The following is a 12,386-nucleotide window of genomic DNA, read 5'->3' as shown; positions in this document are numbered from 1 at the left end:
CCAACAAACCCACGTTTACATAAAACTCATTATATATGTTATTGTCGAAATGTATTTGCAAATTCGAATAAAAAGTTCCACCATAAAGTTATGTTGAAGCGATGAATATATTTGAGGAGATACCAACATGATGCATTGCCCTTTATGCCACCACGCCGCCCATGCGCGTTCCAGCCGATACCTGTCGGATGGCGCCAAGGAGCGCTACCATCAGTGCACTAACGTCAACTGCGGGCACACCTTCGTGACATTGGAAGCCATAACCCGCTCGATCATGGTGCCAGGCAAAGTAGATCCCGTAGAAGCGCTTACCGATAACCCGCCGCCCTAACCGCGACCTTCCCCCTGCTCAGTAAGGGGGAACGTTCCCTCCCTTTCTTTCTTTTTCTCCAGAAAAACCGCCTCGCTTAATGGCTTTATCATTTTCACTCGCCCACTGTATATTGACGTCCTCCGGACCGTGCTTTTAGTATCAAAAGACTTTTACTGATTTTCAGTCACTTGCACATAAGGCCTCTGTTAGGTCCGTGCCAGCAAGCAGACGAATTCCTGCCACAGGAGAACACACTCAAAAATCAGCTGATGCCCTCCATTCGTCACCATCAATGAATGTTCAGAGGTCTCATTTATGGATAAAACCTGTATTAGCCTTTCATGGAGGTGTGAATGATTGATGCCGCTGACACTCAGGCGTACCGCGCCAGCCTGCTTTATTTCACCGCCGACCCTCGGCATAACCCCGCAGAAGCTACCCACTTTATTGAGGATGGCTTGTTGATTGTTCGCAACGGTAAGATACTAAATGCGCTGAACTATAGGGACATTGCCGATAACGAATTGGCTCCTCTGACATTCAGAGATTATCGGGGCCGGTTAATCATGCCTGGGTTTATCGATACTCACGTCCATTTCCCTCAGATTGAAATGATCGCCTCTTACGGCGAACAGTTATTGGAATGGCTTGATACCTATACGTTCCCGACCGAGCAAAAATACGCGGATGCCGACTATTCCCGCCAAATGGCCGACGTATTTATCAGGGAGCTGCTACGACACGGCACCACCAGCGCCATGGTCTTTGCTACAGTGCACCCGCAATCTGTCGACGCACTTTTTAGCGCGGCGGCAGAAAAAGCGATGAGGTTGATCACCGGGAAAGTGATGATGGATAGACACGCGCCAGAGGCCTTGTGCGATGACGCTCAACAGAGCTATCAGGACAGCCGCGCCCTGATTCAAAAATGGCATCATCATGGCCGCCTGTTATATGCGGTAACGCCCCGTTTCGCGCCGACGTCCACGCCGGAACAATTGAGTCTGGCGGGTGAACTGCTACGCGAGTTTCCGGACATCTATATGCAAACGCATCTCAGCGAAAACAAGCAGGAGATTGCCTGGGTAAAATCGCTCTTTCCCGAGCATCGCCACTATCTGGATGTATATCACCATCATGGGCTGACCGGTCCTCGCTCGCTGTTTGCGCACGCGCTTCATCTTGAAAAGGACGAAGTGGATATGCTGTCGCACAGTCGCTCTTCCGTCGCCTTCTGCCCAAGCTCTAATCTGTTCCTGGGCAGCGGACTGTTTCCGTTACATTCTCTAAAGGCCGCAGGGATCCGCGTGGGAATGGGCACGGATGTGGGGGCTGGCACCAGTTTGTCGCTTCTGCAAACGCTGAATGAGGGTTACAAAGTGCAACAGCTGCTGGGCGAGAAGCTATCCGCCCGAGAGGGTTTGTATCAGGCGACGTTAGGGAGCGCGGCCGCACTGTCGTTGGATGACAAGCTGGGAAACTTCCTGCCGGGGAAAGAAGCGGATTTCGTTGTCCTCGACTGGGCGAACACTCCATTGCAGCGCTTGCGGCAGGAGCAGGCGACCACGCTGGATGAGAAGCTGTTTGCATTGATGATGCAAGGTGATGACAGAAATGTGGCTGAAACGTACGTCAATGGAATTTGCGTCCACACACAGGAATAGTCGGCAAGCTGCCATCGCGGGCGACATTGGCTTATCAACTCACGAGTACCACTGAGCGTCTTATTGGCATAAACGCCTCGTTTTCCATATAATTTTTCTTTCTTATTAGTGAGTTCGGGTGAGAAATCACTGGCGCAGGGAAGTTTCTGGCTATAATGCAACTAAGCAACAGTCACTTACGCTATGGGCGGTACGCGGCTGTGGAATAAAACACTACAAATTGCATTAAGCTGAAATGGGAGCAGAGCGTTCTTTCTCCTGTAGCTTGTTACCTCTTGAACAAGGTGAACTGGCGGCCAGTATGGCGTACAGGATTAATCAGCCTTACAACCTTTATACATGCCGGGATGGCCACTTCTTTTTGAACCACACGCCATCCGGGCATCGACCATAACAGCAAATTATTTAAGGCATAACCATGATTCCGCCTCTCGATGCCGGCGCAAAGGAACAACGGAGTGCCCTTCTGCGCATGATGAACATCCTGGATACGCGCCCGGTCGAAGAATTGGAACGTATCACCCGCATCACCCAGTCCTTTTTCGAGGTCGATAGCGTAGTGATCTCATTAATCGACACCGACCGCCAATGGTCGTTATCACGGCGAAATTTCCCCTATTCGGAGACGCCGCTATCNATTTCTTTTTGCGTTCACACGGTGGCTTCCAACGAACCGCTTATCGTTCCCGACGCGCGCAACGATCCCCGATTCAGCGATAATCCGATGGTGACGGGCAAGCAACAGGTTCAATTTCACGCGAGTTATCCGCTACGTTCATTCTACGGTATCCCTTTGGGGGCGCTTTGTCTCTATCACAGCAAACCCATTGAATTTGACAGTAAAAAACTCGAACAGCTGAGCGATATGGCTTACGTGGTGCAAACCTACCTGCAAAGAGTCGAGATGCAGGCCGAAGCTGAAAGCACGCGCGATATGCTCCACCGGGCAGATTACGTCAACCGTCAGATTTTTTCTCAGGCGGCAATTGGCCTTGTACTGATGACGCCGGATAAAAAACCGATCAGAGTCAACCACACGATCTGCAAAATGATGGGGTATACCGAAGAGGAACTGTTGCAGACCACGATGGAAAGTGTGACGTACCACGGCGATCTCTCGTTAACTAAAGAACGCTACGATCACCTTCTGAAAAATGGCAATCGCAATTCGACGTTTCAGAAGCGCTATCGTCGGATGGACGGCTCACTGATGTGGGCGATGGTCTCGGTGGCGCTTCTCTACAATCCCGATGGCAGCCAACACGGCCTGCTACTGGCGATTACCGACATCAGTAATCAGAAGGCATCGGAAGCCGCGCTTCTCACCTTAAGTAAGGAGTTGGAGCAGCGAGTTGAACAGCGCACCGAAGAGTTGCAGCGTAGCCATCAGTTTATCCAGGATATTACCGACCATATCCCCGCGATGATTTCCTGTATCAGCCCAGACAATGTCTTCACCTTCGCCAATCGTCATCTTAAGCTGTTGCTGGGAAGTACGGGCGATGGGCCCATCAACTGCAATATCAGCACCGTTTTGCGTCCCAAAGAGCGCAAACTGTTTACGCCACTGTTGGATAAGGTGCGCAAAAATCGGCGACCGTTGCATATTGAACATACCGTCGACTTGCCATCAGGAGGCCGGATCACCTACCACACGCAGATGGTGCCCGCTGAGCCGCCGGCGCAAGGAGTATACGTATTCTCCACCGATATCACCGACCTGACGTCCCTGCGCGATCAGCTGAAATTTGAAGCTAATCATGACCATCTCACCGGTTTACCCAACCGCCGCGCCGTGATCTCCTACCTCAACCAGCTCGCAATCAAGCAAAGGCAAAACGGTCTGGCGCTGCTATTCTTCGATCTGGACAACTTCAAACATTACAACGACCGTTACGGACACGAATTTGGCGATCGGGTGATCAAAACCTTCGCACGCATCCTAGGTCAAAATACCCGCCCTAAAGATCTGATTGGGCGGCTGTCGGGCGATGAGTTCGTCATGGTGTTACACGAGCATCAAGATATGGATCGTGAAGTGGGTGAGCTCTGCCGCACCCTGAAAGAACGCTTCCAAAAGCCCATTCGCATCCGCGGCCACAACATCGTTCTTTCCGCCAGTGTGGGGATCGCCATCTTAGGCAAAAATGACCGTCTGGATGTCAACCACTTCATCCACGAAGCGGACACGGCGATGTATCAGGCTAAACGTCAGAGTATTCACTCTTCTCGCGGCCATAAACACGACGCTGAAAACGATAATAAGTGACACCGTCACCAAAAAAATTCTGCAAAAAAATTTCGCCTGTCTATACTGCCTGTCGGTTGCCGCTGTATTCAGCGGCATGCTGCAATCCGGCCTTTCCCCTCTTTTCCTGACACACTGTTTGCTCCACGCTCATACAACCCCAAGCACTAGCCCCCGACGGCCGTAAACTGGTTACATAACGTGACTGGTATTGCAGCGTTGCAAATGAGGAATGATCCGCGTAACAGCAGCATTTCATTTTCCTCGTGGTATGTGTCGTACCATATGGAAGCTGGACAAATCCAGCTTGAATGACCGTTCGGACGGGGGATGCGTTAACTAAGGAGAGAATTTATCCCCATCAAGCGTCCTACAAGAGGAGTTAAGATAATGAGTGAAACAGATAAAAGTGTCTTGTCGCTATTCCTGATCGGCCTGCTGATTGCCGTCGGCAAGATTTTGATCAGCGGAAAACCCATCAGCCTGGGGCAATTTACCGGTCGATTATTACTGGGAGGTTTTGTGTCGATGATTGCCGGAGTCGCATTGATACAATTTCCGACGCTGTCACCGATTGCCATCAATGGGATTGGCGCAGCGTTGGGGATTGCGGGTTATCAAACGATAGAGCTATTTCTACAGCGTCGCGCCCGCAACCAGGGAGATAAGGATAAAAGTAGCGACACAAATGATAATAATCGGACGGAATAGCGGTTCTGATCGTGGTGCTCCCCATCCCTGGGCTGACTTCAATGAAGGCTCACCATGACGCTATCAGGATGTATTCTTAATACACGCGGCAGGTCTTTCAGTCAGCCCAAAACTTTCCTTCGCTCTCCCCATTCGTCACGAGAGCCCCTTTCCTTTACCTTCATTTAGCAGGCAGGATACCGCCTGGCTCAGTATTCCCCATGAAAGTCAGCGCGACGTCGTTTAGCGACCGATAAGGCCGCGAAACGCAGCAGATGAGTTAAGATTCGAGGCGCGGCAACGTGCTATACTGCCCTTCCCAGAGATTTTTAGTATGAAATCAGAAGACGCCCTGAACTGGTATCCAGCCCAACTCCCTCCTGTCAAAATTATCTTAGGCAATGCCGTTCTGGAAGTCATCAAAGTCGGTCGTCCAGTCAATACGCGCACCCTGCTGGAGTTTCTGCAAGTGATGCAGGGCAGACAAAAACGGCGTGATGATAAAATTGCCATGCAAACCGCCATTGATGTATTAAAAAACAATCAGAGCATACATGGCAGGATATAGAACTGTGACGCAGAAATAGCGACGTGGGTAGGTCGCGCAGCTCAATGCTGACTTCTCCAAGTCTTGATCATCTCTTTTGACACTTCATTTTCGTAGCAGATAGGGGCATATCCCCCCTGCCCGACTCCATGCGCTTCGACCGCCACACCGGCTCCCATTTCTGGCTGAGTTATAAGGGCATGGAAAATTCCCCGGATAATTGCTGATAGACTCCTGGATAATTGCTTTTTTTACCTGTTCATCGTTCAATAGGGATGTTTTCGCGGCTGATATATTCACAAAGAATAAAGCCATGAGCGCAATCATTTTCATGTTAACTATTACGCTTAATTTCATCTCCATTGACTTCCTTAGTGGATGCAATATAAGTCCAGTCATGAGAGCCTCTGATAGAGATTTAAAACGATCTGTCAGGTTACTCCCGCCCGCTGGATCAAGTTGAACCACAAAAATATTGACTCAGTTCGACGGTTATTCATCGAATGATTTCACCGTACTTAAACGGCTAATAATGATGTATCTGCTATAGTGAAAATAATTTACACAGCTGAGGAATAGGTCATGTTTAAAGAAGGTGATGTTGTCCAGAGTAAAACCGGGGGCCCCAAGATGGTCATTCATAAAGTAGAAGACGACAACCTCTGGTGCGTCCGGGTGGATGATTCATTAAAAAAAGAGGTCATCGTTGCGGCTGACTCCGTGGAACACTACCGGGAAGAAGGGCCTTTCGGCGTTTGCTAACCCACCAGGCGGCCTCCGATGCCGCCTAAATGTCGCGTATTCTTCGCTGGCTCTCATTTTCTTCCCGGTTATGATCACTCAGCATCACATGGCTCTGATCCACGCCGTCATGCCATGAACCGGCCAGACACAATAGTCGGCAAACTTCACTCTTTCTCATTCTAATTCCCTAATACGAATGGTTATCTCCACCATGAGGAATTAACGGGTAAAGGTTCATTGATACCGAATTAAACTATTCTCTCACTCAATTTATTACTAATAACTATTGCTCCCAAAACGTGAACCTAGTTAAATATAGACTCGATTCAAATGAATTATACGCCGACGACGCCAACTATTTAAGAGGGAGAGTAAACATTACCGGCGTGTCATCATTTCAACACACAGCATCAAAAAGCGAATCAACCATTGAATGACACTAAGCTTTACTCACTGCTATATTTAATTAAATCATCGCGTAACACTCTTTAACTTAAATACATCGCCAGTGATATAAAGAATTACTTTATTAAAAAATCAATTTTCAATTAACCATGCCGAACTTGGTTCCGGATTAAAATGAACGCTATGCAAATGAAAGATGTTGATAACAGCCTTATTTCCAGACTCGCCGAACTTAACGAAAAGGGTTTTTCCAAGGCCGATATGGCCAGAGCAGCAAACGTCAGTAAGCAAGCAGTTACCGGATGGTTTAGAACCGGAACAATAAGCAAAGCCTCTGCGCTGGCCGTAGCGGATGCGAGCGGTGTTTCCATCGCCTGGCTTTTTGGCAAAAAGGTCGACGAAGACTCAGGCCTGAAAGAGCGTGAAATACAAATGCTAAATTTATTCCGTCAACTTCCTGAGCCCGAACAAGATCACATGATCGACTTATTTCAGGGGCGGCTAAAGGAGCTTGATGACTACGTCGAAAAATATTTGCGTGGAAGAGTGAAACAGGAATAAAGGGTGCCCTTTATTTTGACCATATCCTAGGATGATTTTTTGGATACACAGTTTTATGCGATCAATAGGATGCCCTCGGAAAAGCTATATATAATGCGGTACACTCAGTGTGTTTTTTTGGTCGCATCCCGAATTTTTCTGAGCAGATTTATAGGTATACAAAAATCCTAATGATTTCACACGGTAAAGAGAACGTTGATCCCAGGCTTTTACACCTAAAACCGTCTTGCTCATGCAAACAAGGGTGACCCTAGCCACCCTTGTATGAAAATTAGCTTTTAGGACGAGTAAACAGCACAAACAAGCCAAGGATAATGTCCCCAACGATCCAGAGACTGGAAAGCATGGCTATCCCAAGCCCTGTTCCGATTGCGGCACCTGCTTGCTCCGCACCCGATAACTGTTCAATACCTTCAGAAGCAGAGTTGTACCCACCAATAATCCAGACAAGCATCAAAATATTGAAGGCAATGAAAGAGAATTTGATTAATTTACCAAAAAATCCTCGCTTGGGCTTTCTTAGCTGAACTGCGCAAGATGGGCATTTAACTGCACTGTCGCTAACTTGACTGGAACATTCTGGGCAACTGATTAGGGCCATTTTAACCATCCTTTTTTACATTGGTTTGATAGATTTAAATTTGAACAAAAATTCCGGATCTGATAACGAACCGTTTATTGTCATGCTCTTTTCTTGTACTGCATCCTCGTCAGAGGGGAAAAAAATGCCTGAAAAAATAACTTTCTGTCCTACGTTCATATTTAGTAATGAGTTGTATAGAACGGTGTTTTTTTCAATTAACGTATTACTTTGGATATCGGAAAGTTCATTATTCCAAGTGCCGACTGAAAGGTTCGGAGAAAGCTTAATCGACAGTATTCCTTTCCCGTCATTATTAGTATCAAGCTCTGATATCGTTCCGACCCAGTCAGTGATTTTTGTTAATTGCATATTCTGCAGCTGTTTTTTTCTTTCATCTCGCAAAACAGATTTCTGCAGTTCATTTTTTGCTGATACATATTTTTCTCTTACCTCATCGGAAAGAGCAATAAAAGCAGCCTCATTATTGGGTAGTTCTATGGCATCCTTTTCCTTAGCAACTGAACTGGAGATAGTCGGTGTTCTTTCATTCGAAGGATTATCATTGGCACAGACAATAATAACGAAAAATAACACCAGTACGCTAAGGCAGACATACAGTTTCTTTTTGGATTTTTTTAGCTTACTTCCACATGTTGAACAACATGCAAAACTCTTTTTATTTAAATTACCACAAGAGCCACATTGTAGATAAAGGCTTTCACTTTTCATACTATTCGGAATTTCCTTGTTCCAATAATCTAACATATTAATATAACTAGATATTTTTTCTTATCGTACAGAAACATTTTGTAATGTCAATAACCACTTAGAGAAACTAATCAAAAAACACCTATTTCTCAAGGTTCCCAAATAAATACGGCAAATCAATATTTCTTTTTATGAGAAAAGTCACTTGCAAAATAACATAATGTTATTAAAGTTTTACCGTTGATTAAGTTGCATACACATGGCGTAGAATAAATAACCACATGGAGTCAACGATAACCCAAAAAGGGAAACGCTCGCTTAATCGCTTTGTCATTAGTTTGACTGCTATCCCTAACCAGATACGGGTGCGAACTGAGCTAATTAAATTTAAGTTTATTTATTATTAAATAAAAATGGGTTTTTATAGAGATCAATATCATCCTATTTCAAAATGGAAAACTCGATCAATAGGGATTTGACCATCCCATATCAGCACACTCATTTGTCCCCATGAGGTCCAATCAATATCTATTACCTTTTGCCGTTCAATTCTAGCCCATTCTTATCTGGCCAACGTTTACCAATTATATAATAGGGGACTCGATGAAGTTAATTCCTCACAAACTATAGAGCCGAATACGCAAATTCATAGAAAATATCTGAAGTCGTGAGGTCAATAATAGACTTACTAGTAAAAGATTGGATATCGTTTCACGACGTGGTTTGCAGGTCTAGCAAACATAAACATTACAAATTAATCGATAAAAAAAAGACCGAGTACGATTCCTGTGCTCGGTCTAGGGAAATGGCTCTTGGGAATGAGCCGTGCGCTAAAAGTTGGCATTGACGCAGGTTCCAAGGAACCCACTCCTTAAGCGTAGACGAGGCATTTCCCTTTTCCAGCTATGTATGAGTCTACTTAGTACTTCATCGTCATCCATAGACTCAATTTGTGATCGTGAACTCAATCAGCGTGACTGCCCCATCCCTGATAACCCTTGGGAAATGGCGCTTTCGTTACTGGCACAGTTGTTCAGCTCGGGTCACAAAGGGTTGCAAACTTTTTTTCTGCCCGGGCTGTTTTGGATCGTCCAGCAGGATGATATCCAACGGCTGAGCGTTGACTCTTCCCTGTCGAACCTGTGTCCAGGCAACGTCGTTCAGCGGATATTGCATCAGTGTGCTGGGATTAATGACATATAGCGCGTGGCCGGGGCGGCAGATCAACTGCACTTCTTCGCGAGTAAACGCCCAGCTGTCACCAAATTGCAGTTTGCTGACATTCGCGATCCCCGCTGTCGCAAGCGCTGAAGAGCAAAAAGAGGCTGTTAACAGGAACCCGATTAATTTTTTCATTTTGATTTCCACAGCAGAACAGACCATTGTATTTACGAGGTTTCTTGACTTAATCCGTCACGGATAAACCACGATAGAATCATAACGACAGACTGGGGGGAAGTCGAGCAAGGGGAATTGGACGCAGTCAATAGATAAGGCGATGCTGAATTAGCATCGCCTTTGTGCCTTATCAGGCTGAAGGCGTGGTGGTGGTCGCCATTCTTTTAAGATCTTGATCGATAAAGAACAACCCGCCTTCGGAGGTGCTCACCATCGCCAATTTATCCAGGATAGAGTTAAACAGCTTCTCTTCTTCATGCTGCTCAGCTACATACCACTGCAGGAAGTTGAAGGTTGAGTAATCCTGCAACGTCATGGCAGCATGCGCCAGCTCATTGATTTTTCCAGTAATGAGCTGCTCATGTTCAAAGGTTAACTTGAAAATATCAGTCAGAGAGTCGAACTCTACCGGCGGAGCTTCAATAGCCCCGAGGACCGGCATACTGCCAGTATCGTCCAGGTAGTCAAACAGACGCTGCATGTGCTCCATTTCTTCCTGAGAGTGAGACTTCAGGAAAGCCGATGCGCCTTCAAAACCTTTATTTCCACACCACGCGCTCATCTGCAAATACAGGTTGGCTGAGTAAAATTCGAGGTTCAGCTGTTCATTCAGCTTTTGGATCATTTCTTTTTTTAACATGTTGAATCCTTTTCCACTGGCAGGGGATTATTTGCAGGGCATTATGCACAAAAATATTAAAATTAAAAACATACTATTAACTAATGATCTCAATATTTTTATCCTAAATTCAAAGTATTATCATTCACCTATGAGAATGGTTTTTATTGCTTTTGGTGGCATCAGTTTTCGTTCGATAATAATGTTCATTCTGGGCGAATGAATTCATCAATTTCTCTTGTTGCCCTAAGAAAAGGGATTTGGGCAAGGGGCTGCGCATGGCTTGCCATTTGTTCCGGGCTGTTTTATGTTTGTCGCGCCACACACAGGAGGACATCATGGGACATAATCTGGCCGACCTCTCATTCGAAGAGATGGAAAAAGTAAACGTCGATCTCGCCGCTTCCGGTGTCGCTTTCAAAGAGCGCTATAACATGCCGGTCATCCCTGACGTGCTCGAACAACAGCAGCCTGCGCATTTACGCGATTATTTCCGTGAACGGGTCAGCTTTTATCGTCAACTTTCTTTGCAATTCTCCACACTGCCCTACGATCCCAACAGTAAATGACCCGCCAATACCGTCACCACTCACGGGATGACGGTATCCCTCTCCCCTTTCTCAACGCACCAATTGATTAAGAGTTAATTGGCTCTGACCTTGGCCCAAAATCAATGCAGGCATAAACTAGAGATCTTTGTCTTTCTGACCTTGGCCCAAAATCAATGCAGGCATAAACTAGAGATCTTTGTCTTTCTGAAGACTTCGAATGAATTCAGCCGGAGTCATGTCATTTAATGACGAATGCGTTCTCTCATGATTATATTCCCTGCGCCAGTTGTCGAGTTTGTCCTGTGCATCGTCCAGTGACAGAAACCAGTGAATGTTCAGGCATTCGTCCCGCAGACTACCGTTAAATGATTCGATAAACGGGTTATCTGTCGGTTTTCCGGGGCGGGAGAAGTCTAGGGTAACACCCTGATCGTACGCCCATTTATCCAGGTTTTTCGAAATAAACTCGCTGCCGTTATCCGTCTGAATACGTACCGGTAGGCGCTTATCCAGCNCCCGCAGCGCCTCCATTACGCCGACCACATCTTCACCTTTCAGTGATTTCCCAGCATAGATCGCCAGGCACTCCCGACTAAAATTATCCACTACAGTCAGCATCCGGAAACGCCGCCCGTTAAACAGACTATCCGACACGAAATCCATACTCCAGCACTGATCGACGTGCGTCAGGGCCGGACGCTGTTGGCGACGTGCTGCACTGACATGCCTGCGAGGACGTTTTCTGCGCAGATTGAGACCTTCCAGGCAATAAATACGATGTGTTTTCTTATGGTTAACCCGCCAGCCCTCGCGTTGTAACTGGATATGAATACGTGGACAGCCATACCGTATCCGGGTTTCCGCTATCTCTCGGATGCGTTGGGTGATCGCCCGATCATCACGCCGGCTCTGCCAGTGGTAGACAGTTCTGCTCTGCATCAGCAGGCCGCATCCGCGGCGGACACTGATACGATAAGCTTCAAGCAGGAAATGCACCGCCTGGCGCTTCTGAGCCGGCCTCAGAACTTTCGCTTCAATACCTCCTGAAGCATCTCCTTGTCCAGGCTCAGATCTGCCACCAGCTTCTTCAGCCGCTGATTTTCATCCTCCAACTGCCGCAGACGTCGTAGTTCCGTCACGCCCAGCCCGCCGAATTTCTTCTTCCAATTGTAAAAAGTGGCCTCAGAAATCCCCATCTTTCTGCAGACTTCCCCGACGCGGGTGCCGGTTTCGGCTTGTTTCAGCGCAAACGCAATCTGTTCTTCGGTATAACGGGTCTTTTTCATGGCAATGAGCCTCTCTGGGTAATGGAAGAAAGACCGGATACTTCAGTTTAGACTGGCACTGTTTTCAGG

At 46.8% G+C, this 12,386-nt stretch carries 13 protein-coding genes and 1 pseudogene; 8 read left to right on the top strand and 6 right to left on the bottom strand.

Annotation, left to right across the window (positions count from 1 at the left end):
* The first annotated feature begins 127 nt into the window (after positions 1-127).
* The 5 genes from SB13_RS05140 (at position 128) to SB13_RS05120 (ending at position 5,483) form a co-directional block, all read left to right on the top strand.
* On the top strand, positions 128-331 hold the full coding sequence (locus SB13_RS05140) for an ogr/Delta-like zinc finger family protein (protein WP_026739321.1): 204 nt from the start codon (positions 128-130) through the stop codon (positions 329-331).
* Between the two features lie 335 nt (positions 332-666).
* Positions 667-1,977 (top strand): guanine deaminase, encoded by a 1,311-nt coding sequence (gene guaD / locus SB13_RS05135; RefSeq protein WP_026739320.1) that lies wholly within the window; start codon positions 667-669, stop codon positions 1,975-1,977.
* Positions 1,978-2,395: 418 nt separating this feature from the next.
* Positions 2,396-4,246, top strand: a complete 1,851-nt coding sequence (locus tag SB13_RS05130; RefSeq protein ID WP_051616436.1) for a diguanylate cyclase domain-containing protein — start codon at positions 2,396-2,398, stop codon at positions 4,244-4,246.
* A gap of 369 nt (positions 4,247-4,615) precedes the next feature.
* On the top strand, positions 4,616-4,936 hold the full coding sequence (locus tag SB13_RS05125; protein WP_026739319.1) for a phage holin family protein: 321 nt from the start codon (positions 4,616-4,618) through the stop codon (positions 4,934-4,936).
* 313 nt (positions 4,937-5,249) lie between these two features.
* The gene (locus tag SB13_RS05120) at positions 5,250-5,483 is read left to right on the top strand and encodes a hypothetical protein (protein WP_026739318.1); all 234 of its coding nucleotides are present in this window, start codon (positions 5,250-5,252) and stop codon (positions 5,481-5,483) included.
* Positions 5,484-5,524: 41 nt separating this feature from the next.
* On the opposite strand, the pseudogene SB13_RS17995 reads toward SB13_RS05120, so the two are convergent.
* Positions 5,525-5,789 (bottom strand): annotated as a pseudogene (locus SB13_RS17995) (hypothetical protein).
* A 255-nt stretch (positions 5,790-6,044) separates the two neighbouring features.
* Here SB13_RS17995 and SB13_RS05110 point away from each other — a divergent pair.
* Entirely contained in the window at positions 6,045-6,224 is a 180-nt protein-coding gene (locus SB13_RS05110; protein WP_026739317.1) for a DUF2158 domain-containing protein, read from the top strand.
* Positions 6,225-6,794: 570 nt separating this feature from the next.
* Complete coding sequence (locus SB13_RS05105; protein ID WP_026739316.1) at positions 6,795-7,172, top strand: helix-turn-helix domain-containing protein; 378 nt, start codon at positions 6,795-6,797, stop codon at positions 7,170-7,172.
* 271 nt (positions 7,173-7,443) lie between these two features.
* Here the strand turns inward: SB13_RS05105 and SB13_RS05100 are convergent, their stop codons facing one another.
* From SB13_RS05100 to ftnA, 4 genes are all read right to left on the bottom strand, one after another.
* A complete protein-coding gene (locus tag SB13_RS05100; protein ID WP_026739315.1) occupies positions 7,444-7,773 on the bottom strand; it encodes a zinc ribbon domain-containing protein in 330 nt (109 codons plus the stop codon).
* Positions 7,774-7,788: 15 nt separating this feature from the next.
* Positions 7,789-8,484, bottom strand: a complete 696-nt coding sequence (locus SB13_RS05095; RefSeq protein WP_152545804.1) for a hypothetical protein — start codon at positions 8,482-8,484, stop codon at positions 7,789-7,791.
* A gap of 996 nt (positions 8,485-9,480) precedes the next feature.
* Positions 9,481-9,819 (bottom strand): YebY family protein, encoded by a 339-nt coding sequence (locus tag SB13_RS05090; RefSeq protein ID WP_026739314.1) that lies wholly within the window; start codon positions 9,817-9,819, stop codon positions 9,481-9,483.
* 172 nt (positions 9,820-9,991) lie between these two features.
* The gene (gene ftnA / locus SB13_RS05085) at positions 9,992-10,501 is read right to left on the bottom strand and encodes a non-heme ferritin (protein WP_026739313.1); all 510 of its coding nucleotides are present in this window, start codon (positions 10,499-10,501) and stop codon (positions 9,992-9,994) included.
* A 317-nt stretch (positions 10,502-10,818) separates the two neighbouring features.
* Between ftnA and SB13_RS05075 the strand changes: the two genes are divergently transcribed.
* Positions 10,819-11,049, top strand: a complete 231-nt coding sequence (locus SB13_RS05075) for a DNA polymerase III subunit theta (protein ID WP_026739311.1) — start codon at positions 10,819-10,821, stop codon at positions 11,047-11,049.
* A gap of 168 nt (positions 11,050-11,217) precedes the next feature.
* On the opposite strand, the gene SB13_RS17000 is transcribed toward SB13_RS05075, so the two are convergent.
* A protein-coding gene (locus SB13_RS17000; RefSeq protein WP_152545924.1) for an IS3 family transposase occupies positions 11,218-12,317 on the bottom strand; the annotation gives its coding sequence in 2 pieces (ribosomal slippage) (positions 11,218-12,062 and positions 12,062-12,317; 1,101 coding nt in all).
* Positions 12,318-12,386: the final 69 nt, after the last annotated feature.

It is taken from the genome of Lonsdalea quercina subsp. quercina (assembly GCF_000688695.1).
Classification (GTDB): Bacteria; Pseudomonadota; Gammaproteobacteria; order Enterobacterales; family Enterobacteriaceae; genus Lonsdalea; species Lonsdalea quercina_D.
This window is presented reverse-complemented; position numbering and strand designations above follow the sequence as displayed.

Bases quoted from the DNA above. Each gene is read 5' to 3' on its own strand.
- SB13_RS05140 (WP_026739321.1), top strand. From the start codon at position 128: ATGATGCATTGCCCTTTATGCCACCACGCCGCCCATGCGCGTTCCAGC.
- guaD (WP_026739320.1), top strand. From the start codon at position 667: ATGATTGATGCCGCTGACACTCAGGCGTACCGCGCCAGCCTGCTTTAT.
- SB13_RS05125 (WP_026739319.1), top strand. From the start codon at position 4,616: ATGAGTGAAACAGATAAAAGTGTCTTGTCGCTATTCCTGATCGGCCTG.
- SB13_RS05120 (WP_026739318.1), top strand. From the start codon at position 5,250: ATGAAATCAGAAGACGCCCTGAACTGGTATCCAGCCCAACTCCCTCCT.
- SB13_RS05110 (WP_026739317.1), top strand. From the start codon at position 6,045: ATGTTTAAAGAAGGTGATGTTGTCCAGAGTAAAACCGGGGGCCCCAAG.
- SB13_RS05105 (WP_026739316.1), top strand. From the start codon at position 6,795: ATGCAAATGAAAGATGTTGATAACAGCCTTATTTCCAGACTCGCCGAA.
- SB13_RS05100 (WP_026739315.1), bottom strand. From the start codon at position 7,773: ATGGCCCTAATCAGTTGCCCAGAATGTTCCAGTCAAGTTAGCGACAGT.
- SB13_RS05095 (WP_152545804.1), bottom strand. From the start codon at position 8,484: ATGAAAAGTGAAAGCCTTTATCTACAATGTGGCTCTTGTGGTAATTTA.
- SB13_RS05090 (WP_026739314.1), bottom strand. From the start codon at position 9,819: ATGAAAAAATTAATCGGGTTCCTGTTAACAGCCTCTTTTTGCTCTTCA.
- ftnA (WP_026739313.1), bottom strand. From the start codon at position 10,501: ATGTTAAAAAAAGAAATGATCCAAAAGCTGAATGAACAGCTGAACCTC.
- SB13_RS05075 (WP_026739311.1), top strand. From the start codon at position 10,819: ATGGGACATAATCTGGCCGACCTCTCATTCGAAGAGATGGAAAAAGTA.